Here is a 19,163-nt window from a genome sequence, read left to right on the forward strand (position 1 = left end):
AACTGCCGAATGACCGGGGCCGCAGCCTTTTATGTCACGACACCGATCTATTATGTCAACGACAAGCCCCATATCGGCCACGCTTACACGACCCTGGCCTGCGACGTTATGGCCCGGTTCAAGCGTTTGGACGGGTTCGACGTTCATTTTCTGACAGGAACGGACGAGCATGGTCAGAAGGTCGAGAAATCGGCCGAAACCGCTGGGATCACCCCGCAAGCACTGGCCGATATCAATTCGGCGAATTTTCGTGAATTGGCCAGACGTCTCGGCTGTTCCAACGACGATTTCATTCGCACGACCGAAGAGCGCCATCACCTTGCCTGTCAGGCGCTGTGGAACGAACTGATTCGGCGCGACGAGATTTATCTCGGGCATTACGAGGGGTGGTATTCGGTTCGCGACGAAGCGTTCTACGGCGAAGATGAACTGGTCTCCGGTCCAGGAGGCACCCGTCTTGCTCCTACCGGCGCACCGGTCGAGTGGGTTAAGGAACCGAGTTATTTCTTCCGTCTGTCGAAGTGGCAGCAGAAGCTGCTCGACTGGTATGAGGCTAATCCCGATGCGGTCGCTCCGGCCTCACGCCTTAACGAAGTCAGAAGTTTCGTTGCCGGTGGGTTGCAGGATTTGTCTGTCTCGCGGACAAGCTTCAAATGGGGTATTCCGGTTCCCGGTGACGAGAACCACATCATGTATGTCTGGCTCGACGCCCTGACGAATTACATGACGGCGGTCGGCTATCCTGACATGAAAGGCGATTTCGCCCGCTTTTGGCCCGAAGTGATCCATGTCGTGGGCAAGGATATTGTTCGCTTCCATGCTGTTTATTGGCCCGCTTTGTTGATGGCGGCCGAATTACCGCCGCCCCGGCGAATTTTCGCTCATGGTTGGTGGACCAACGAAGGCCAGAAGATCTCAAAGTCGGTCGGCAATGTGATCGATCCTTTAGGGTTGATCGACACGTATGGACTCGATCAGCTTCGCTTCTTCCTCCTGCGCGAGGTGCCATTTGGCAATGACGGCGATTTCAGCCACCGCGCCATGATCGGTCGGATGAACAGCGAACTCGCCAACGATCTTGGTAATCTGGCCCAGCGGGTTCTGTCGATGATCGGCAAGAATTGCGGGGGCAAGGTACCGAGTCCGCAGGCGGAACGGAGCGAGGATGATCGCGTCATGCTGTCGTCAGCCGATGGGCTGCTTGCCGCCGTCCGTCCGCTGATTGATCGGCAGGCATTCAACGAGGTTCTGGAGACAATCTGGGTGGTGATCCGCGCTGCCAACGGCTATGTCGATCGTCAGGCGCCATGGGCGTTGCGTAAGACCGATCCGGCCCGAATGGAGACCGTTCTCTACGTACTGGCCGAGACCATCCGCGCTGTCGCCACGTTGCTGCATCCGTTTATGCCGAGTTCGGCCGACCGGATGCTTGATCAGTTGGCGATTGCAGCAAATAGTCGTACCTTCGCCTTTCTGGGCGAAGCCGGACGTTTGGTTCCTGGCACCGCATTACCTACACCGCAAGGGGTTTTCCCCCGCTTTGTCGAGGAAACGGCGGACTGATATGCTGGTTGACAGTCACTGCCATCTGGATTTTCCCGACTTCGCCGACGATCTCGATGGCGTGGTCGCCCGGGCGGGGCGGGCTGGTGTGGGGATAATGCTGAGTATCGGCACCCACATCACCCGTCACCCTCAGGTGTTGAAGATCGCCGAGCGGTTTGAACAGGTTTATTGTAGCGTTGGTATCCATCCTCATGAAGCCGGGACGGAGCCACCGGCGACGGTAGAGACTCTTCTGTCTCTCGCTGATCATCCGAAGGTGGTGGCTTTCGGTGAGACCGGTCTAGATTACTATTATGACAAGAGCCCGCGCGAGCGGCAGCGGGATTCGTTTCGAATTCATATCGATGCGGCTCGCCGCGCTGGCTTGCCGGTGATCATCCATACCCGTGATGCCGACGCGGATATGGCGGCGATACTGGAAGAGGAGATGGGGCAGGGGGCTTTTACCGGGCTAATCCATTGCTTTAGTGCAGGGCCGGATTTCGCCACGACGGCATTGCGGTTGGGGCTATATCTTTCCGCTTCGGGAATTATGACCTTTAAGACCGCCGAGAGCCTGCGTGAAACTCTGGCTTCTGTGCCGCTCGACCGGTTGCTGGTTGAGACCGATTCTCCGTATTTGGCCCCGTTACCGCATCGGGGAAAGCGGAATGAACCCGCCTATGTCGCTCTGACCGCTGCCCGTCTGGCTGAAATCCGAGGGATTTCCTCTGCTGCGCTGGCCGAGGCGACAACCGCTAACTTCTTGCGCCTGTTTTCTAAGGTTCGGCGATGAAGATAACAATCCTGGGTTGCGGCGGTGCTGCCGGGGTGCCTGGGATTTCGATGGGATGGGGAGGTTGCGATCCGGCCGAACCGCGCAATCGTCGTCTTCGCTCCTCAATTCTGGTCGAAAGTGGCTCGACGCGAATTCTGGTCGATACCTCCCCCGATCTGCGAGAGCAATTGCTCGCCGCCAATATTCGTAGTCTGGATGCAGTACTCTATACCCACGATCACGCAGACCATCTGCACGGGTTGGACGATCTTCGCGAGATCAATCGCGCCATGCGGCGGAGCCTGCCGGTATGGGCAACGGCCAAGACACTTGAAACGGTGCAGGCCCGCTTTCCTTACGCTTTCGAACCGATCAAGGATCTATCTGGGCCGATCTTCCGACCGTTGCTTGATCCTAAACCGATATCCGGGCCGTTCCAAATCGATGAAATCGCTGTTATGCCGTTGGATCAGGATCACGGCTATTGTCACTCGCTCGGTCTGCGCTTCGGCAATGCTGCGTATTGCACCGATGTTGTCGCTTTTCCGCCGGATTCCTTTGCGGCTTTGCGCGGGCTAGATCTGTTGATCGTCGGCTGTCTGGTCGATTCTCCTCATCCCACTCATGCCCATGTTGGCCGGGTGCTGGAGTGGGTCGAAGCCCTCCGCCCGCGCCGCACGGTTCTAACTCACATGGGATCAAGGCTCGATTATCAATCTTTACGGGCGCGGCTACCGGCCGGAGTCGAGCCCGCCTATGATGGCATGGTTCTCGATGTACCATGCCCGTAACCGACCCCCAATTGGTGGTTCTGATATTGCTGCTGGGGGCGGTCCTGGTGGTACCGCTGTTTCAGCGTTTAGGGATTCCCTCGGTTCTGGGCTATCTGGTCGCAGGGATTGCGCTTGGCCCCTATAACCCTGGCCCGGTCTCGATCAATGCCGAAATTACCCGCCCGCTGGCAGAACTGGGGGTGGTGTTCCTTCTGTTCGCGATCGGGATTGAGCTACCATTTTCTCGACTAAAAACCTTGCGGCGCCTGATTTTCGGGTTGGGCGTGATGCAGGTGATCCTGTGCGGCGCGGCCTTCTTCGGTCTGTCCATGGCGTTCGGGCTATCGTCCAACGCCGCGCTGGTCGTCGGTATAACGTTGTCTTTTTCCTCGACAGCGACGGTACTTGCAATTCTGGTCGAGCGTAACGAAGCGGTCAGCCATCATGGGCGAATCGCGATCGCCGTGCTGATCCTCCAAGATCTGGCTGTGGTTCCGCTGTTGGTGTTGCTGCCTCTGCTGGCCAGCGCCCCCGACCGGATGGCATCGGCTTTAGGGCTGGCAGGGATCAAAGCCGCCCTTGCGATTCTAGCGATCTATTTGGTTGGGCGAATAATCCTTCGTCCAGCCTACCGCTATATTTCCGTTATCCGCAATGCCGAGGTCTTCACGGCTGCCAATCTACTCTTGGTTCTGGCTGTGGGCTGGTTCACTGCCCAGGCAGGAATGTCGATGGCGCTTGGTGCCTTTCTTGCCGGTCTTTTGGTGGCTGATTCGCCTTATCGCCATCAGGTCGAGGCCGATATCGAGCCATTTCGTGGATTATTGCTTGGTCTGTTCTTTATGACAGTGGGGTTGTCGATCGATCTGCCCTATGTCGCGGACCATCTCGGAAGAGTTGTCGGGATTACTTTCGGATTGGTTCTCGTCAAGGCTGTTCTGATCGCTTTATGCGGAATAGCGATCGGGATTGGCCCGATGCAGTCTTTTCGGGTCGGCGTTTTGCTCGCTCAGACTGGCGAGTTCGCCTTCGTTGTTTTTTCCCGCGCCGACGAACTGAATCTTCTTGAGCGTGATCAGTCTCAAACCCTGGTAGCCGCCGTGGTGCTGTCGATGGCGCTAACTCCAGCACTGGCAGGTTTTGGGCGGGCTGTGACGTTATTGTGGCGCAAGAAAACGGCCCGCAACATGTTTCCGACCGCTGCGGATGAAAAAAGCGGTCACGTTGTCATTGCCGGATATGGGCGGATTGGCCGTGCGATCGCCCGCATCCTGTCCGAACATGGGATCGACTACGTTGCTCTCGATCTCGATATCGATCGGGTCGCCAAGGCTCGAACCGTTGGTTTGCCGGTTTATTATGGCGATGCCAGCCAACCTGGCGTGTTGCGTTCGGTCGGTATCGAGCAGGCGAGGGCGGCTGTTATTACTGTCAACAAACCCAGAACCGCCGAGAGAGCCGTGGCCAGAATTCGTCAGACAGTTCCCGATTTGATTATTATAGCCCGAGCGCACGATCTGACTCAGAAGCAGATTTTGGCAGCTGCCGGTGCGACCGCCGTGGTTCCAGAAACGATCGAGGCCAGTCTCCAACTCGCTGGGCTGGTGCTGCGCTCGACCGGAATGGATGTCGATACGGTCGAACAGACCTTACGCCGTCAGCGCCAAAACGTCGAGTTACCGCTAGGACCGGTTCCCTTAGGGGACGGGATCAGTCCGCCAGCCTGTCCGTTGTGAATCTGTCCAGCCTATCGCTGGTCAAAGCGGATTTCGATCCGGCGGTTGCGGGCATAGGCTGCGTCGGTGTCTGCGGCGTCCAGTGGTTGGAACTCGCCGAAGCCAGCCGCAGCGAGGCGGTCGTTCGGGACTCCGTTGGCGGCAAGGGTACGCAGAACAGATATGGCGCGGGCGGTTGATAATTCCCAATTCGAGGGGAAGCGCCCCGAGATGATCGGGCGGCGGTCTGTATGCCCATCGATCCGCAATACCCAATTAACGCCGTTGGGAATGTCTTTGGAAATCTCTTTGAGCGTCACGGCAAGGCGGCGGACCTGCTCGACCCCATCGGGGCCAAGGTCGGCCGAACCTGTTTGGAACAGTAATTCCGACTGAAAAACGAAGCGGTCGCCCTCAATGCGGATTCCAGGGCGGTCGCCCAGGATTTTGCGGAGGCGGCCGAAGAAGTCTGAGCGGAATCTCTGTAATTCCTCGACCTTGCTCGCAAGAGCGACATTCAGGCGCTTGCCGAGGTCGGAAATCTGTATTTTTTGCTCTTTGTCTCGGATTTCCGAGGCTTCAAGGGCAGCGACAACACGAGCCAGTTCCTGCTTCGTTGCTTCTAATTGTCGGTTAAGTAAGGCCAACTGCGCCTGAGCCTCAGACGACAGTTTCCGCTCCTCTCCCAGTTGAGAGTCACGTTCGGCGATCTTGCCTTCAAGCTCATCTTTTTGTGCAATAAGGCTGGTAATATCCTGGGACAGGCCCGAAGCCCAGGCATCGATCTTCTGTCGTTCTGCCTTGCTGGCGGCCAACTCCTCGCTGAGGCGGCTGACATCGGCTTTCAGACTGGCGTTTTCGGCGGTTTGAAGGTTGAGTTTCTCAGCCAGATCAGACAGTTCTAGGCCGAGCCGGTCGAGTGCCTTCTGACGCCCTGACAACGCCTGTCCAAGGAAGTATTGGGCCAGCACGAAGATCATAAGAACGAAAACGATCACCATCACGAGCGTCGAGAGGCCATCGACGAAACCTGGCCAAATATCGATGGTGCGACGAGGACGGCGGGCGAGCGGCATCGCGGATCAGCGTTCGTTCGGATCGTCGGCGATCGCGGCAATCGTGCGGGCGAGTAGGCGAATTTCCGCACGGAATTCGGCAATCAGATCTTGCCTACTGGTCACCGTCTCATCGATCAATCGTTTCATGGATCCGTCAATGGCGCGAATGTGGGTGCGGCTCGGATCGTCGATACCGCCACCGGATGCTTCGGCCAAACGGGCTAAAATTGCGCGGGTTTCGATCTGCCCCTCTCCCAATTTGAGCAAGAGCGATTGCTCGGCTCGCATGTGATCGGTCAGGGTCGAAAGTTTGTCTGAAAGCTGGTTGATCGCCGCATTAACGCCGCCGCGATTGTCCTCGCCGCGATTGATGACCCGTTGTAACTGATCAAGGCTGTCGGCGGTCTGTTCCAATAGAGCCTGGATATAGGCAGGAACCGAGGTTTGTGGCTCGTCGCTACTAGGCAAACCAGCACTGCCGCCGATCCGGGTCTGCCCTGCCAGCCATTCCTCCAGTTCGTTATAAAAGCCATTTTGCGCCTGACCGGCGCTGAGGTCGAGGAAGCCCAATGCCAGCGATCCGGCCAGACCGAACAAGGATGTCGAAAAGGCCGTACCCATACCGTTAAGAGGTTGGGCCAAGCCCGCCTTTAATCGTTCGAACGCTTCGGACGGGTCTCCGGTTCCGCTGACGGAAAGTGAACCTATGACCTCTCCGATCGAGCCAACCGTCCGCGACAACCCCCAAAAGGTGCCGAGAAGACCGAGAAAGATCATTAGTCCGACCAAGTAACGCGATAAATCGCGTTGTTCATCCAGGCGGGCGGCAATCGAGTCCAACACAGAGCGGAGCGCCATCGCCGAAAGATTCATTCGATCACGCCGGTCTCCCAGCATGCGGGCCATCGGCCCCAGCAGGCGCAGCTTTTCACCAGACAGGACAGGCTGACCGCGACGCCAGCTATCCAGCCAGTCCAATTCGGGGGAAAGCTGCATCACCTGACGGAAGTTCAGGATAATTCCCGCGAGAAAAACACCGACAAGGAGGCCATTCAGAGCCGGATTATGTGCGAAAGCGAGAACCAACCCGTCTCGGAGAACCACAGCCACAGCGGCAACCGCGATCAAAAAAGCGATCATGCGGAAAAGATAACGATTCGGTCGGGTCATTGTTTCATCGCCATGACGCTTTGAACTTTGAAACAGGGCAGGGTCACGTCGGAAGGGCTGGTTTCAGAAACAGCCCCCCGTCCGGCGTTACCGCTGCGTCAGAACGGCATCGACGCGATCAGGTGCGCCGTTCTCGATTTTATTACCCAAGGCGCGGACCTCGATCCGGGTCGAACGTACCCCCATCTCCATCAGGTATTTGCGCACTTCGAGGGCGCGGGACAGAGACAGGCGGCGAGCTTTGCTGGCATTCGCTTCGTCACCGGCCGCATAGGCAAGCAATTGCAGCGATAGGGTTTCGTCACGTTCCATCCGGTGCGCCATCCGTTCCAAGTCGGTACGGTTTCCTTCGGATAGCCGAGCGCTATCCAATGCGAAGGGGATGGTAAGGTTATCGCCTTTACGCAATGGTGCCGCAGCGGACGTCAGAGGAGTTGACGCAGACGGTATTGCGGCGAGGACGGTCGGCGGTGGCTTGGGAGCCTCGACGACCCTCGGTAGCTCGACTTTGGGAGGCTCAGGTTTAACCGGAGTGACGACCTTGACCGGTTCGGGCGGCTTGGGAGCCTCGACGACCCTCGGTAGCTCGACTTTGGGAGGCTCAGGCTTAACCGGAGTGACGACCTTGACCGGTTCGGGCGGCTTGGGAGTCTCGACGACCTTCGGTAGCTCGACTTTGGGAGGCTCAGGCTTAACCGGAGTGACGACCTTGACCGGTTCGGGCGGCTTGGGAGCCTCGACGACCCTCGGTAGCTCGACTTTGGGAGGTTCAGGTTTAACCGGAGTGACGACCTTGACCGGTTCAGGCGGCTTGGGAGTCTCGATGATCTTCGGCCGTTCGACCTTGGGACGCTCTGGCAAGGCTGGGGCCATCGCGACGCGAGGCGCAGGTGCCGACGCAACTGTTGCCGCAGGACGAGTCGGAGCAAGCTTTTTGACGGGAGTTTTTTCTTTCGCCTTCGCCTGCTGCGGTTTGACCGTCGCCACGGCGGGTTGAGACAGCCGCTGGACGTGCGGCTGTGCCTTTGCGACCGGACGCGGAGACGGTCTTGCGGCCGGTGTGGCGTAAGTGGCGCGAACCTCGTGATTCATCAACCCTGGCAGGCTGGGTTCAGGCCCCAGACGGTCCAGCACGCCTAAATCGACGTAGACGCTGGACTGGCTGTCGCCGACCACGATCTGGGCCGAAGCGGGGAGAGACGTTGACGAGATCGTCACCGCTCCCACCGCTATCATCAACAGCCTGCCACCCCTACTCATCTGACCACACTCCGGTCTAACCACAGAAAAAATCCATGGGCGAGACTAGCCGATGCAGACTCCGACCACAACAGTCGGGTTTGCCGGGAAGGAAATGCGTGACGATCAGGCGTGGGCTGATTTGATTAGACGCAGAAGCGGTTGGTGGAGATGGTCGTTACCGGCGATGATTTCGCCAGTCTCCAGCAGCTTGTTGCCGCCTTCGTAATCCGTAACATAGCCGCCTGCTTCGCGTACCAGCACGATACCCGCCGCGATGTCCCACGGCTTGATCCCTGCTTCCCAGTAGCCGTCGCAGCGTCCGGCGGCGACATAAGCCAGGTCGAGCGCGGCAGAACCAAAGCGACGCACGCCTGCGACGTTCTTCATTACCGCGCCCAGTTCACGCAGGAAAGGCTCGTGCCCGCCGCGGCCATGAAAGGGGATGCCGGTCGCCAGAACCGAATCCTCAAGCTTGCGCCGGGCCGAAACCCGGAGGCGGCGTTCGTTGAGGAAGGCCCCCGCGCCCTTCTCGGCGTGGAACATCTCATCGCCGAGGGGTTGATAGATCACGCCGGCGATCAACTCTCCTTCACGCTCCAACGCGATCGAGATGCAGAAATTAGGGATTCCGTGGAGGAAGTTTGTGGTGCCATCGATAGGGTCGACAATCCAGCGATTGCTTCTATCGTCGCCGATGATCTCGCCGCCTTCTTCCATCAGGAAGCCGTAAGCGGGCCGCGCCTTTTTCAGCTCTTGCCGCAAGGTTTTCTCGACCTTGATATCGGCGGAAGAGACGAAATCCGACGGTCCCTTACGCGACACCTGAAGATTTTCGATCTCGCCATAATCGCGCACCAGCGACCGGGCCGCTTTGCGCGCGGCCCCCATCATGACGTTGAGCAGGGCGGAACGGACCATCACGGCGAGGGTTTTCCTTACTAAAAAAGAGTTTCCGGGGTGGACGAAAACGTCCTGCGAGACCATGGGCCGCCCGAGTGAACCTCGAACGGCCCGTCAGGTTCCGGACCCGGCTCCGGCCCTGACGAAGGAGTATACCGAATTCCGTAGCCGAAATCGGAATCATCTAGGGTTTATGCTAGCCCTTGAAGCGCTCGACATAGCTACAGTCCGCGGTGGCAACCCAGATCTTCTCACCAGCGGCCAGGAAGGGCGGCACCAGAATTTTCAGGCCGTTTTCGAGCTTGGCCGGCTTGTAAGAAGACGAAGCGGTCTGCCCTTTGACCACGGGATCGGCCTCGACCACCTGCATCACAACCTTTTCCGGCAGCGACACCGACACCGGCGACCCTTCGACGAAATCGACGGTAACCGCCATGCCATCCTGCAAAAACGCGGCGCTTTCGCCCAGGATATCGGTAGGAACAGAGAATTGTTCGAAGGTTTCCTGCTCCATGAAAGTCAACGACTGATCGTCGCCGAACAGGAAGGTGCAGTCCTTTTCCTCGACGCTGCACTTCTCAACAGTGTCGGCGGTACGCCAACGTTCGTTGGTCTTGGTCCCGGTGCGGATATCGCGCATTTCGACGGCGATGAACGCTCCACCCTTTCCAGGCTGAATGATCTGGATCTTCAGTACCGAGAATTGGCGTCCGTTATGTTCGAGGATATTGCCGGGGCGAATCAGATTGGCGTTGATCTTCATGGTCGATCCAGGAGCTTTTAGGAAAAATCAGGCGCGGACCCTAACAGCTTGCCCGGTCGAAGGCAACCGCGAGCGCCGGTTTCGCGTGGTCTGGCACTCGATTTGCCAAGCATAGTTGACCGAGGCGGTGGGCATTGCTATCTGTTGTCGGGTGATCCTGGGCGGACCACCGCGCCCGTCCTCTCACTATCGCCGCTGGCGGCGACCCCTTCATAAGGGATTCTCCGTCACAATGGCCCGCTTCACCCAAGAGACGACATGCACGATAAGACGATAAGTGGGGTCGGCCAAGATGCCGGTGTCTTCCCAGCGCGGTGACGCGCGCCCCGTCCCGAACCAGTTGTTGGCCGATCTTTCACGTCGGCTGGAGTGTCTCTCCGTGTCCGGAGCGGACCTGTTCAGCGCGACCCTGACCGTTCCCGAATTGGATGGCGTTTTGCTGCCGCCGTCTTTGCCGGATCTGTGGTCGTGGCTGCGTCCTGGCGATGGGTTGGCTCTTATCGCCTCGGGCACGGCATTCGAAAAGGTTTGTTCTGGTCCTGAAGCGCTGGATGAGGCGTTGCGTGGACTCGACTGGACTCATCTTGATCTCGACGAATCCGGTGGTGAGCCAGTCGCATTCCTCGGTCATGGATTTGGCGGTCCCGATCCATCCGGCTTGCCGCCTGCTCTTCTGCGTGTTCCTCGCCTGATGCTGCGCAACTACAAGGGGCGGTGTGATTTGGTCTTCAGCCATGCTGGAGTCGCAACTGCCGATGAACTACACGCCCTTTGGATCAAAGAAGCCGAGCGGTTGCTCGACGCGCTTGGCCGCCCTGTTCCTCCGGCTTCTCCGGTCAATTTGATCCGTCTCAACGAGATGCCGTCTCCCGATACCTTTCGCCGTCGCGTCCGCACCGCCACCGATTCAATCGCCGCCGGACGGGTTGAAAAGATCGTTCTGTCGCGCCGGATTACCGTTGCAGCGCCCCGTCTGTTCCGGCCTGAGCGATTGGTGCGCGAGCTGGCGGCGCGTCACCCTTCATGCGCTATCTTTACGGTCGGCTTTGGTGGCCGCACTCTGGTTGCAGCCAGTCCCGAGCGTCTGGTTGCCTGTACGGGCAGGCAGGTGGATAGCTATGCCCTGGCCGGAACCGCTCCGTCCGATCCAGCAGATCCCTTTCTGGGGGGGCGGTTATTAAGTGGCGCGAAGGATCGCCACGAACACCGACTGGTTGTGGGGTGGATATCAAGCGTTTTTAATGAATTATGCGACAATGTTCAGGTTCCATCCGAGCCTCGGCTGATGATCTTGGGCCAACTTGAGCATCTGTGGACGCCTATTGCTGGAACCCTGAAGCCGGGAGCGGGGTTTCTGCAAGCCGCGCAGGCTCTCCACCCGACTCCGGCCGTGGCTGGGTTGCCGTTGGCAGAGGCCCGTACTCTGCTCGACGAATTGGGCGAAAGTCGCTCGGGTTGGTATACGGGAGCGTTTGGCTGGGTCGACCGCACCGGGGACGGCGAAATGGCTGTGGTGCTGCGGTGTGCCTTGCTTGATGGGGATCGGGCCGAGGTCGCGGCCGGTGCCGGAATTGTTGCCGCTTCCGACCCCGAAAGCGAGTTCACTGAAACCGAGTTGAAGTTGCGCACCATGCTCGACACTTTGCGGAGCGCCTGAGTCGATGATGAATGTTGGCGACATCAACGCGGCCTGGGCGGCTGCACTCATCGACGGACTGGCCGGGGCGGGAGTTTGCCGGGCCGTGATCTCGCCGGGATCGCGCTCAACTCCGCTGGCATTGGCCTGCCTGCGCCATTCCGGTATTGTCAGCCGTGTGTTGCTCGACGAGCGCGTTGCCGCCTTCTATGCCCTGGGCCTGGCCCGCGCCGAAGAGAAGCCCGTCGTTTTGGTCTGCACTTCCGGCTCGGCGGCAGCCAATTGGTATCCTGCCGTCGCCGAAGCCGACGCTGCCCGGGTCCCCCTGATATTGCTGACGGCTGACCGACCTCCCGAATTGCAGGATTGCGGTGCCAACCAGACCTTCGATCAACGCACTCTCTTCGTGCCGCAAGTGCGGGCGGTTCATACTCTGCCGCCCGCAGAACCAGCTCGGGACTGGCTTGCCGCCTTGACGGCGCGGGCCGTCAGTCAAAGCCTGTGGCCATTGGCTGGCCCGGTCCAGATCAACGTGCCGTTCCGTGAACCCTTGCTGGCTACCGATCCAGCACCACCGCAATCGTCATCGCTGCCGCCGCTTGTCTTGCAGCCACGCCTGATGCTTCCGCAGGATTCGGTGGAAATACTGGCGCGGCGGGTCGAAGGCCGCAGAGGGGTTATCCTGGCCGGAGCCGAACATGTGCCGGCCGAGCCACTAATCCGTTTAGCCAACGCATTGAATTGGCCGATCATCGCCGATCCGTTGAGCGGGCTGCGTTTCGGCGCACATGACCGTAAACGGGTGATGACACGGGGCGACCTGTTTCTGCGGGGTGACTTTCCGCCCGCCGAGATCGTTCTGCGTTTTGGGGCGTTTCCGGTCTCGAAAGCCATCGGACAGTGGCAATCTCGCGCTATCGAACGGATCGTGGTCAGTGAGGATTCCCGCTGGCCCGATCCAGGCCGAAACGCCGCGATGATGATCCATGCTGATCCTGGTCTGCTGGCCGACTCCCTGGCCGCTGTCGTGACCAAGGCGGTGCCGGTTGAATGGCTTGATTCCTGGTATGCCGCGGAACAGCGCAGCGCGGTTGCAGCGGATCGTCTGGCCGTACCCGAAGCCGCGCTATTCCGCGCTGCCATCGCGGCGCTACCCGAAGGTAGCTTGCTGTTCGTGGCCAATTCGATGGCGGTCCGAGACCTTGACGACTTCTCGGGAAGTTCCGATAAAAGATTGACTGTATTATGTAATCGCGGTCTCAGCGGTATCGATGGAAACCTATCGACGTTCTTCGGCGCTGTCGCTTCTGGCCGTTTCCCGGCGGCCCTTGCGCTGGTCGGCGACCTGACCTTCCTGCACGATCTCAGTGGGCTGGCGGCGGGACAGGGGATGTCCGCGACAATCTGTCTGTTCGACAATGGCGGCGGCGGCATCTTCGATTATCTACCTCAGACCGCTTTGCCTGAATTCGTGCCGGGCTGGTTGACGCCACAACGGGCGGATTTTGCCGCCGCAACCGCAATCTGGGGGCATCGCTATTGCCCGACCCGACCAAACGATGTCGTTCCGGCCTTGACCGACGCCCTGGCTACGTCGGGAGTGACGGTGCTTCATCTTGCCATCGACCGAACCGGTTCCGCCGCCCGCCATCGTGCGGTCTGGGCCGCTTCATCTTCATTCGAGGAGACTTCCGCATGACCGAATGGACGCCCGTCGAGGGTTTTACCTTCACCGACATCCTGTATGACCGTACCGACGGGATCGCGCGGATCAGCTTTAACCGGCCGCATGTGCACAATGCGTTCCGCCCCGAAACTCTGGAAGAGGTGATGAAGGCATTGCGACATGCCCGTTTCGACGCCTCGATCGGAGTGATTATTCTGACCGGCGTCGGTGACAAAGCATTCTGTTCCGGCGGCGATCAGAGCGTGCGCGGCGATAATGGCGGCTATAAGGATCAGGAAGGGGTGCATCACCTCAACGCCCTCGACCTTCAGCGTGAAATTCGCTCCTGCCCAAAGCCGGTCGTGGCGATGGTGGCGGGATGGTCGATTGGCGGCGGTAACGTGCTTCAATTATTATGCGACTTGACGATTGCCGCCGACAATGCCCGCTTTGGTCAGACCGGCCCAAAGGTCGGGAGCTTTGACGCAGGTTTCGGTGCTGGCATTCTGGCCCGTACCATCGGGGTCAAGAAGGCCAAGGAAGTCTGGTTCATGTGCCGTCAGTACGACGCGCAGCAAGCTCTGGAAATGGGATGGATCAACGCCGTTGTACCGTTGTCTCAATTGGAAGATGAGACGGTCGCGTGGTGTCGGCGGATGCTGGAATTGTCTCCGACCGCATTGCGTATTCTGAAAACCGCTTTTAACGCGGACAGTGATGGTATGTCGGGTATCCAGGAACTGGCGGGCAATGCCACGGCTCTGTTCTATATGACCGAGGAAGGGCAGGAGGGGCGCAATGCTTTCCTGGAAAAGCGGACGCCTGATTTCGACCGGTTCCCTCGTCGTCCGTGAGCCGGATCGCCGGTTTCAGAATTGATCCCTATGCTCTGGCGCTGACGCGGCCATGGCGGACGGCGGCCGGTACGGTTCGCCTCCGCCATGGTTGGCTGGTGCGGGTCGAGGATGAAGACGGTTGTTTTGGTCTGGGCGATGAACCGGCATCTCTGCCGGATCAGGTAACGGAAGGGCAGGGGGCTCGCCTTGAGTCTCTTGCCGCCGCAACTCTTGGGCAGAGTCCAGACGTGGCACTAACCGAGAGCCTAGGTTATGGAATCGGGATCGAGACGGCTCTGCTTGACCTTATTGCCCGTCGTCGCGGCCAGTCTCTGCGTCATCTCCTCGCACCCGAGGCAGCAGATTTTGTAAACGTCAACGGGATAGGGCCGATTGAAAGCGTTGTTGCGATAGCGGAACAAGGCTTTAGGATCGTCAAAATCAAGGTCGGTCTGGCTCCTTGGCGAGATGAAGCCGCCGCCTTGTGCCGCCTTTCCCTGCCGCCAGGGCTGATGCTCCGTCTTGATTCCAACCGGGCCTGGAGCTTTCGCGAGGCCGAAGGATTCCTTTCCGCGGTATCCGGTCTACCGATCGACTCACTTGAAGAACCGCTCAGGGCACCGGACATCGACCAGCTCGCGATGCTTCAGGCCAGGACGGAGATTTCTCTAGCAATCGATGAAAGTCTGGAATCATTGGGGATTTCATCTCTATTGGCTCGTCGGCCGGTGCGCCGTTTGGTTTTGAAGCCAGCCCTGCTCGGTGGGCTGCGCTGGACTCAATCCCTGGCCGCCAAGGCTCGCGATGCTGGATACGACATCGTTGTCACATCTTTTCTTGATTCAGCGGTTGGCGTGGCGGCAGCAGCTCATCTGGCGGCGGCGGTGGATGCCGAGTCACGGATGGCTCATGGACTGGCAACGTCCGATGCTTTCGCTGACGACGTTGCCAAACCACTTAGGATTGTTGCGGGGAAGTTATCGTTCAACGAAGACGCTGGACTCGGAATGCTTTGAAATCAGGCTCTGAGCGCGATTTCACGAAGCGCTTTCCGATCCGGCTTGCCGATCGAGTTGAGCGGAAGAACGCTTACGTTCACCGCATGGCGGGGGCGAAGGTGAGACGGTACATGCGTCCGGCACCAATCGAGAAACGTCTCGGGTCCGGTCTCTCCCACCAGGATTGCGACGATCAGATCCCCCCAAATCGGGTCGGGGCGTCCGGTAATCGCTATGGCGCGGAGTCCAGGGCAACGCCCAGCCAGCGCCTCGATTTCAGCGGGGTGAACATTCTCCCCGCCGCTGATCAGCATATCATCGGCCCGGCCTTTGATGACGAGACGGCCTCGGTCGTCGAAGGTGCCGAGATCGTTGGTCTCGAACCAGCCTTCCGCAGTTAATCCGACGCCCAAGTGCAATTCCGGGTTCAGATAGCCTGCCATTAACATCGGCCCCCGTACCTTGACCCGTCCGGCAGCGGAAAAGCCGATTTCAACCCCCGGCAATGGCGTTCCGGCCAAGCCAGGACTCCACTCGGTGGCATTGACGCAAGTGGCGACCTGCGATCCCGCTTCGCTCATTCCGTAGCTTGGCATCAGCGGCCAACCTGCCGCAAGGGCACGGTCTGCCAAGGCGGCAGGAAGCCCGGCACCACCGATCAGGGCGCATCGGAGACGGGAAGCGGGACGGCAGCCGTGATCGAGCAAAAGCCCAAGCATTGCTGGAACCAACGAGACATGGCTGACTCGACCGGATTCGATGTCGGTAGAGACCCTTTCTACATCAAAACGTGAATGTAGTCGTAGCGTGGCTCCGGCTTCCAAGCAGCGCAGCAGCGTTGAAAGCCCGCCGATGTGAACCATCGGCAAACAGCCCAGCCACACATCGCCACGTTCGAGCGGGATCATCCGCCGCGATCCCTGTACTGCCGCTGCCAGATTGGCACCGGTTAGCATCGCGCCTTTCGGTGTGCCGGTGCTGCCGCTGGTGGCGACGATCAACTGTATATCGTCAGGGCGCAATCCCGGCCGAGCCGTCGCGCTGGGATCTGCGGCGGGCAGGGTGTCGAGCGGATGTTCCACTCCGGCGGCAATTAGCAAGCTGTTTTGCCGCTCAGGTGGCAGAGCCGGATTGATCGGCAGCAGAGGCTGACCTGCGCGAGGAGCCGCCAAAGCCAGCAGGGCCAGGGATTCCGCATTCGCCAGCCGCGCCGCTAGCGGTTGCCCCGGCGGCTCGGCCCGTTTCGACAGAGCGGTAGCCAGCGCATCGACCTGGGCATCGAGGGCGGCAAAACTCCAGTCCCGGCCGTCAACGACATCCAGAGCTAGAGTGTCTGGGGCACTGCATGTCTGATGCCGCGCCCAGTCTGACGGCGCTCTCACGGCGTCTTGGTGGCGATGTGCAGACAGGCGATGCCAAAGCTTAGGTTGCGATAGCGCACGTCAGCGAAGCCGGCGGTACGGAACATCGCGGTAAATTCTTCCTGATCAGGAAAGCGACGGATCGATTCAACCAGATAGGCATAGGCTTCGGGGGCTTGGGCAACCATAGCCCCCAGACGAGGAATGACCTGGAACGAAAATAAATCGTAGAAGGGGCGGATCAAACGGTGTGGACGCGAGAATTCCAGGCAAAAAGCAACCCCACCCGGTTTCAGAACCCGGTGGATTTCAGCCAAAGCGAGGTCAAGTCGAGTGACATTGCGAATCCCGAAGGAAATCGTCAGCGTATCGACGCTATTGTCAGCCAACGGGATTGCCTCGGCCTCACCGGCCACCCAAACGAGTCCCTCATTGCCGGTACGGTGCCGCCCAGCACTCATCATCTCGGTGCTGGGGTCGCAAACAATCACCGTCCGGCCCGGCCCGGCCATCGCTCGGGCAACGTCGCCGGTTCCTCCGGCAAGATCGACGATCACCTGACCTGTGCGGGCACCAACAGCGCGGACCAGCAACGCTTTCCATTGCCGATGGATGCCCATCGACATCAAATCGTTCATCAGGTCATAGCGCGGCGCTACGGCGCGGAACACTCTGCGGATACGGTCACGGCGCTCAGTCGGCGAAACCTGGCGAAAGCCAAAGCTGCTGTCGATCTCTGTCATTTTGCGCTTTTCCCCCGGCAAGGACACGCACCCGCCGGATTAGAGTCCGGTTAGAGTGTTCATCATGTGATTTAACATTCGACCGAAAGATCGGCAATCGTCCACCTGGGATGCCTTTCTCTTGGCTAAAAAGCTATGGTAGCCAGAAATCATCTGAAGAGAGGAGGCTGTGATACTCGATCTGTGGCAGGCAGGGGGCTTTCTGGTCGCCTCAATTGCGGTCACCTTGGCTCCTGGACCTGACAATCTGATGATTCTCAGCCTGGGTCTGTCGCGCGGTCGTCGTGCCGGGTTCGTCTTTGGCCTTGGCTGTGCTCTTGGTTGCCTCTTTCATACCGCTCTGGCGGTTTTAGGCCTGGGGGCTCTGATCGTCGCTTCCCCCGAGGCTTTTTTTGCGATCCAGATCGTTGGCGGGTTCTATCTGATCTGGTTGGGGATCGGACTCTGGCGAGCTTCTTCTGCCGAGAGTGCGAAGGATTCCATGCCTTTAGCCGAACGAGAGGGACAGCTTTGGCGATTATTCGGACGTGGCTTGATCGCCAACGCGATTAATCCCAAAGTGATGGTATTTTTTCTTGCCTTTCTGCCACAATTTGTCACCGCAGGGCAGGGGGGAGAGGTCATTCAGATGGCCGCTCTTGGGGGGCTGTTTACGGTGCAGGCGGTTGTTCTCTTTGGGGTGATTGGCTGGTTTTCAGGCACCTTTGGGCAATGGCTAAGAGGAATGCCTGGCGTTGCCAATTGGCTTCACAAAATCGCAGGAACTATCTTTTTAGGATTGGGACTTCGGCTGATTTTGGTGCGCTGATGCGGGGCAGGTACGAACTAATTTCCTTATATAACCCTATATTAAACCAATATTAGGATTATTCCAATCATGACGGACGCCCCTAGAATTCAAAAGCGCACCGCCTCCGATGGCGCGCAGAAATGGGTAGCCTTGGTGTCTGCGCCGGTTTTCTTCCTTATTGCCGGAACTCTCGCCAATGGTGGGTTGGAGACCGCCAGTACGGTCTTTGCCCTGTTGGCAATGGCTATGCCCGCCGTGTTCGTTGCCTTGGTGATCCGGGATTGGATCCGAGTCGCGCGAGAGCGTTGACACAGGAATCAATTCTCGGGCCTGAGCACGATCCGTCGCCACAATAGCGGCCTGATACCGGCCCGAGTGGTGGCCGGTATCAAATGAAAACGGGAGACCTCGACCGAGGCCTCCCGCTGAACACGTGCAAAGACGTGTTGTCTTTTAGAACGGAATCTCGTCGTCGAGGTCGGCTGGAGGCTCCCAACTTTGGCCGCCGCCCTGGCGCCCACCGCTGCTGCTGCTGCCTCCACCGCTCTGACGCGACGAAGAATCGTCATATCCACCACCAAACCCGCCACCGGAAGAGCCGCCACCGTCACGGCCGCCAAGCAAGGTCAATTCGCCTTTGAACCGTCCGATGACCACTTCAGTGGTATAACGCTCCTGGCCGGACTGATCTGTCCATTTGCGGGTCTGGAGCGCCCCTTCAATATAAACCGAGCTGCCTTTACGCAAGTAGCGCTCGGCGACATCGGCGAGATTGGGATTGAAGATTACCACTCGATGCCACTCGGTCTTTTCCTTGCGTTCGCCGCTGGCGCGGTCCTTCCAGGATTCCGATGTCGCGATGTTGAGAGAGACGATCTTCGCCCCGTCTTGAGACGTCCGCACCTCGGGGTCGCGCCCCAAATTGCCGACAAGAATGACTTTGTTAACGCTGCCTGCCATGGCGCTTTGTCCCCGCGAATGATCGAGGCGGCGAACTTTATCGCAAGCTAGAGAGCGGAGGAAGAGGCGTCTTTTCCCTGTCAACAATAAGGAATGATGGCCGCGCGGTTGTCGCACTGCACGATATCTGGTAGCGTGCGCCTCCATAGCCGTCCGGTCGCCGCAACTTCTGATTGCTTGCGCCGGTGTGGTCGTGCCTAAAGTCCAGTGCAACCGATGGGAAGACATC

The 19,163-nt window shown here is 59.0% G+C and carries 18 protein-coding genes; 10 read left to right on the top strand and 8 right to left on the bottom strand.

Annotated elements, in window-relative coordinates; translation table 11 throughout:
• Positions 1-9 precede the first annotated feature (9 nt).
• The 4 genes from metG to PHAMO_RS17055 are packed head-to-tail and all read left to right on the top strand — an operon-like array spanning position 10 to position 4,832.
• The gene (metG, locus tag PHAMO_RS17040; protein WP_002731174.1) at positions 10-1,563 is read left to right on the top strand and encodes a methionine--tRNA ligase; all 1,554 of its coding nucleotides are present in this window, start codon (positions 10-12) and stop codon (positions 1,561-1,563) included.
• A 1-nt stretch (position 1,564) separates the two neighbouring features.
• On the top strand, positions 1,565-2,341 hold the full coding sequence (locus tag PHAMO_RS17045; RefSeq protein WP_002731175.1) for a TatD family hydrolase: 777 nt from the start codon (positions 1,565-1,567) through the stop codon (positions 2,339-2,341).
• Positions 2,338-3,114 carry an MBL fold metallo-hydrolase gene (locus PHAMO_RS17050; protein WP_002731176.1) on the top strand — a complete coding sequence of 259 codons (777 nt, stop codon included), beginning with the start codon at positions 2,338-2,340 and terminating at the stop codon, positions 3,112-3,114. Before PHAMO_RS17045 ends, PHAMO_RS17050 begins: the two co-directional genes overlap by 4 nt.
• Positions 3,105-4,832, top strand: a complete 1,728-nt coding sequence (locus PHAMO_RS17055; RefSeq protein ID WP_002731177.1) for a monovalent cation:proton antiporter-2 (CPA2) family protein — start codon at positions 3,105-3,107, stop codon at positions 4,830-4,832. Before PHAMO_RS17050 ends, PHAMO_RS17055 begins: the two co-directional genes overlap by 10 nt.
• Positions 4,833-4,843: 11 nt before the next feature.
• Here PHAMO_RS17055 and PHAMO_RS17060 read toward each other — a convergent pair whose 3' ends face one another.
• From PHAMO_RS17060 to efp, 5 genes are all read right to left on the bottom strand, one after another.
• Positions 4,844-5,887, bottom strand: a complete 1,044-nt coding sequence (locus tag PHAMO_RS17060) for a peptidoglycan -binding protein (protein ID WP_002731178.1) — start codon at positions 5,885-5,887, stop codon at positions 4,844-4,846.
• A 6-nt stretch (positions 5,888-5,893) separates the two neighbouring features.
• Entirely contained in the window at positions 5,894-7,039 is a 1,146-nt protein-coding gene (locus PHAMO_RS17065) for a hypothetical protein (RefSeq protein ID WP_040567757.1), read from the bottom strand.
• A gap of 87 nt (positions 7,040-7,126) precedes the next feature.
• Positions 7,127-8,299: an OmpA family protein gene (locus tag PHAMO_RS20265; RefSeq protein ID WP_002731180.1), complete on the bottom strand. Its 1,173-nt coding sequence runs from the start codon at positions 8,297-8,299 to the stop codon at positions 7,127-7,129.
• A 105-nt stretch (positions 8,300-8,404) separates the two neighbouring features.
• Positions 8,405-9,202 (bottom strand): inositol monophosphatase family protein, encoded by a 798-nt coding sequence (locus PHAMO_RS17075; RefSeq protein ID WP_040567758.1) that lies wholly within the window; start codon positions 9,200-9,202, stop codon positions 8,405-8,407.
• 175 nt (positions 9,203-9,377) lie between these two features.
• Entirely contained in the window at positions 9,378-9,944 is a 567-nt protein-coding gene (efp, locus tag PHAMO_RS17080; protein ID WP_002731182.1) for an elongation factor P, read from the bottom strand.
• Positions 9,945-10,323: 379 nt separating this feature from the next.
• Between efp and PHAMO_RS17085 the strand changes: the two genes are divergently transcribed.
• The 4 genes from PHAMO_RS17085 to PHAMO_RS17100 are packed head-to-tail and all read left to right on the top strand — an operon-like array spanning position 10,324 to position 15,098.
• Positions 10,324-11,601, top strand: coding sequence for an isochorismate synthase (locus tag PHAMO_RS17085; RefSeq protein WP_162136973.1), 1,278 nt, complete (start codon positions 10,324-10,326; stop codon positions 11,599-11,601).
• 4 nt (positions 11,602-11,605) lie between these two features.
• Positions 11,606-13,279 carry a 2-succinyl-5-enolpyruvyl-6-hydroxy-3-cyclohexene-1-carboxylic-acid synthase gene (menD, locus tag PHAMO_RS17090; RefSeq protein WP_002731184.1) on the top strand — a complete coding sequence of 558 codons (1,674 nt, stop codon included), beginning with the start codon at positions 11,606-11,608 and terminating at the stop codon, positions 13,277-13,279.
• The gene (gene menB / locus PHAMO_RS17095; RefSeq protein ID WP_002731186.1) at positions 13,276-14,100 is read left to right on the top strand and encodes a 1,4-dihydroxy-2-naphthoyl-CoA synthase; all 825 of its coding nucleotides are present in this window, start codon (positions 13,276-13,278) and stop codon (positions 14,098-14,100) included. The genes menD and menB overlap by 4 nt, the downstream gene beginning before the upstream one ends.
• The gene (locus PHAMO_RS17100; protein ID WP_002731188.1) at positions 14,097-15,098 is read left to right on the top strand and encodes a mandelate racemase/muconate lactonizing enzyme family protein; all 1,002 of its coding nucleotides are present in this window, start codon (positions 14,097-14,099) and stop codon (positions 15,096-15,098) included. Before menB ends, PHAMO_RS17100 begins: the two co-directional genes overlap by 4 nt.
• A gap of 2 nt (positions 15,099-15,100) precedes the next feature.
• Here the strand turns inward: PHAMO_RS17100 and PHAMO_RS17105 are convergent, their stop codons facing one another.
• Both PHAMO_RS17105 and PHAMO_RS17110 read right to left on the bottom strand, forming a co-directional pair.
• On the bottom strand, positions 15,101-16,462 hold the full coding sequence (locus PHAMO_RS17105; protein ID WP_002731189.1) for a class I adenylate-forming enzyme family protein: 1,362 nt from the start codon (positions 16,460-16,462) through the stop codon (positions 15,101-15,103).
• Positions 16,459-17,184 (bottom strand): class I SAM-dependent methyltransferase, encoded by a 726-nt coding sequence (locus PHAMO_RS17110; protein WP_002731191.1) that lies wholly within the window; start codon positions 17,182-17,184, stop codon positions 16,459-16,461. Before PHAMO_RS17110 ends, PHAMO_RS17105 begins: the two co-directional genes overlap by 4 nt.
• Positions 17,185-17,353: 169 nt before the next feature.
• Here PHAMO_RS17110 and PHAMO_RS17115 point away from each other — a divergent pair, with 169 nt between their 5' ends.
• On the top strand, positions 17,354-17,992 hold the full coding sequence (locus PHAMO_RS17115) for a LysE family translocator (protein WP_002731192.1): 639 nt from the start codon (positions 17,354-17,356) through the stop codon (positions 17,990-17,992).
• A 69-nt stretch (positions 17,993-18,061) separates the two neighbouring features.
• Positions 18,062-18,283, top strand: a complete 222-nt coding sequence (locus PHAMO_RS17120; RefSeq protein WP_002731193.1) for a hypothetical protein — start codon at positions 18,062-18,064, stop codon at positions 18,281-18,283.
• Positions 18,284-18,427: 144 nt separating this feature from the next.
• Here the strand turns inward: PHAMO_RS17120 and ssb are convergent, their stop codons facing one another.
• On the bottom strand, positions 18,428-18,934 hold the full coding sequence (gene ssb, locus PHAMO_RS17125) for a single-stranded DNA-binding protein (RefSeq protein WP_002731194.1): 507 nt from the start codon (positions 18,932-18,934) through the stop codon (positions 18,428-18,430).
• Positions 18,935-19,163 lie beyond the last annotated feature (229 nt).

The sequence above is a fragment of the Magnetospirillum molischianum DSM 120 genome, assembly GCF_000294655.1.
Classification (GTDB): Bacteria; Pseudomonadota; Alphaproteobacteria; order Rhodospirillales; family Magnetospirillaceae; genus Phaeospirillum; species Phaeospirillum molischianum.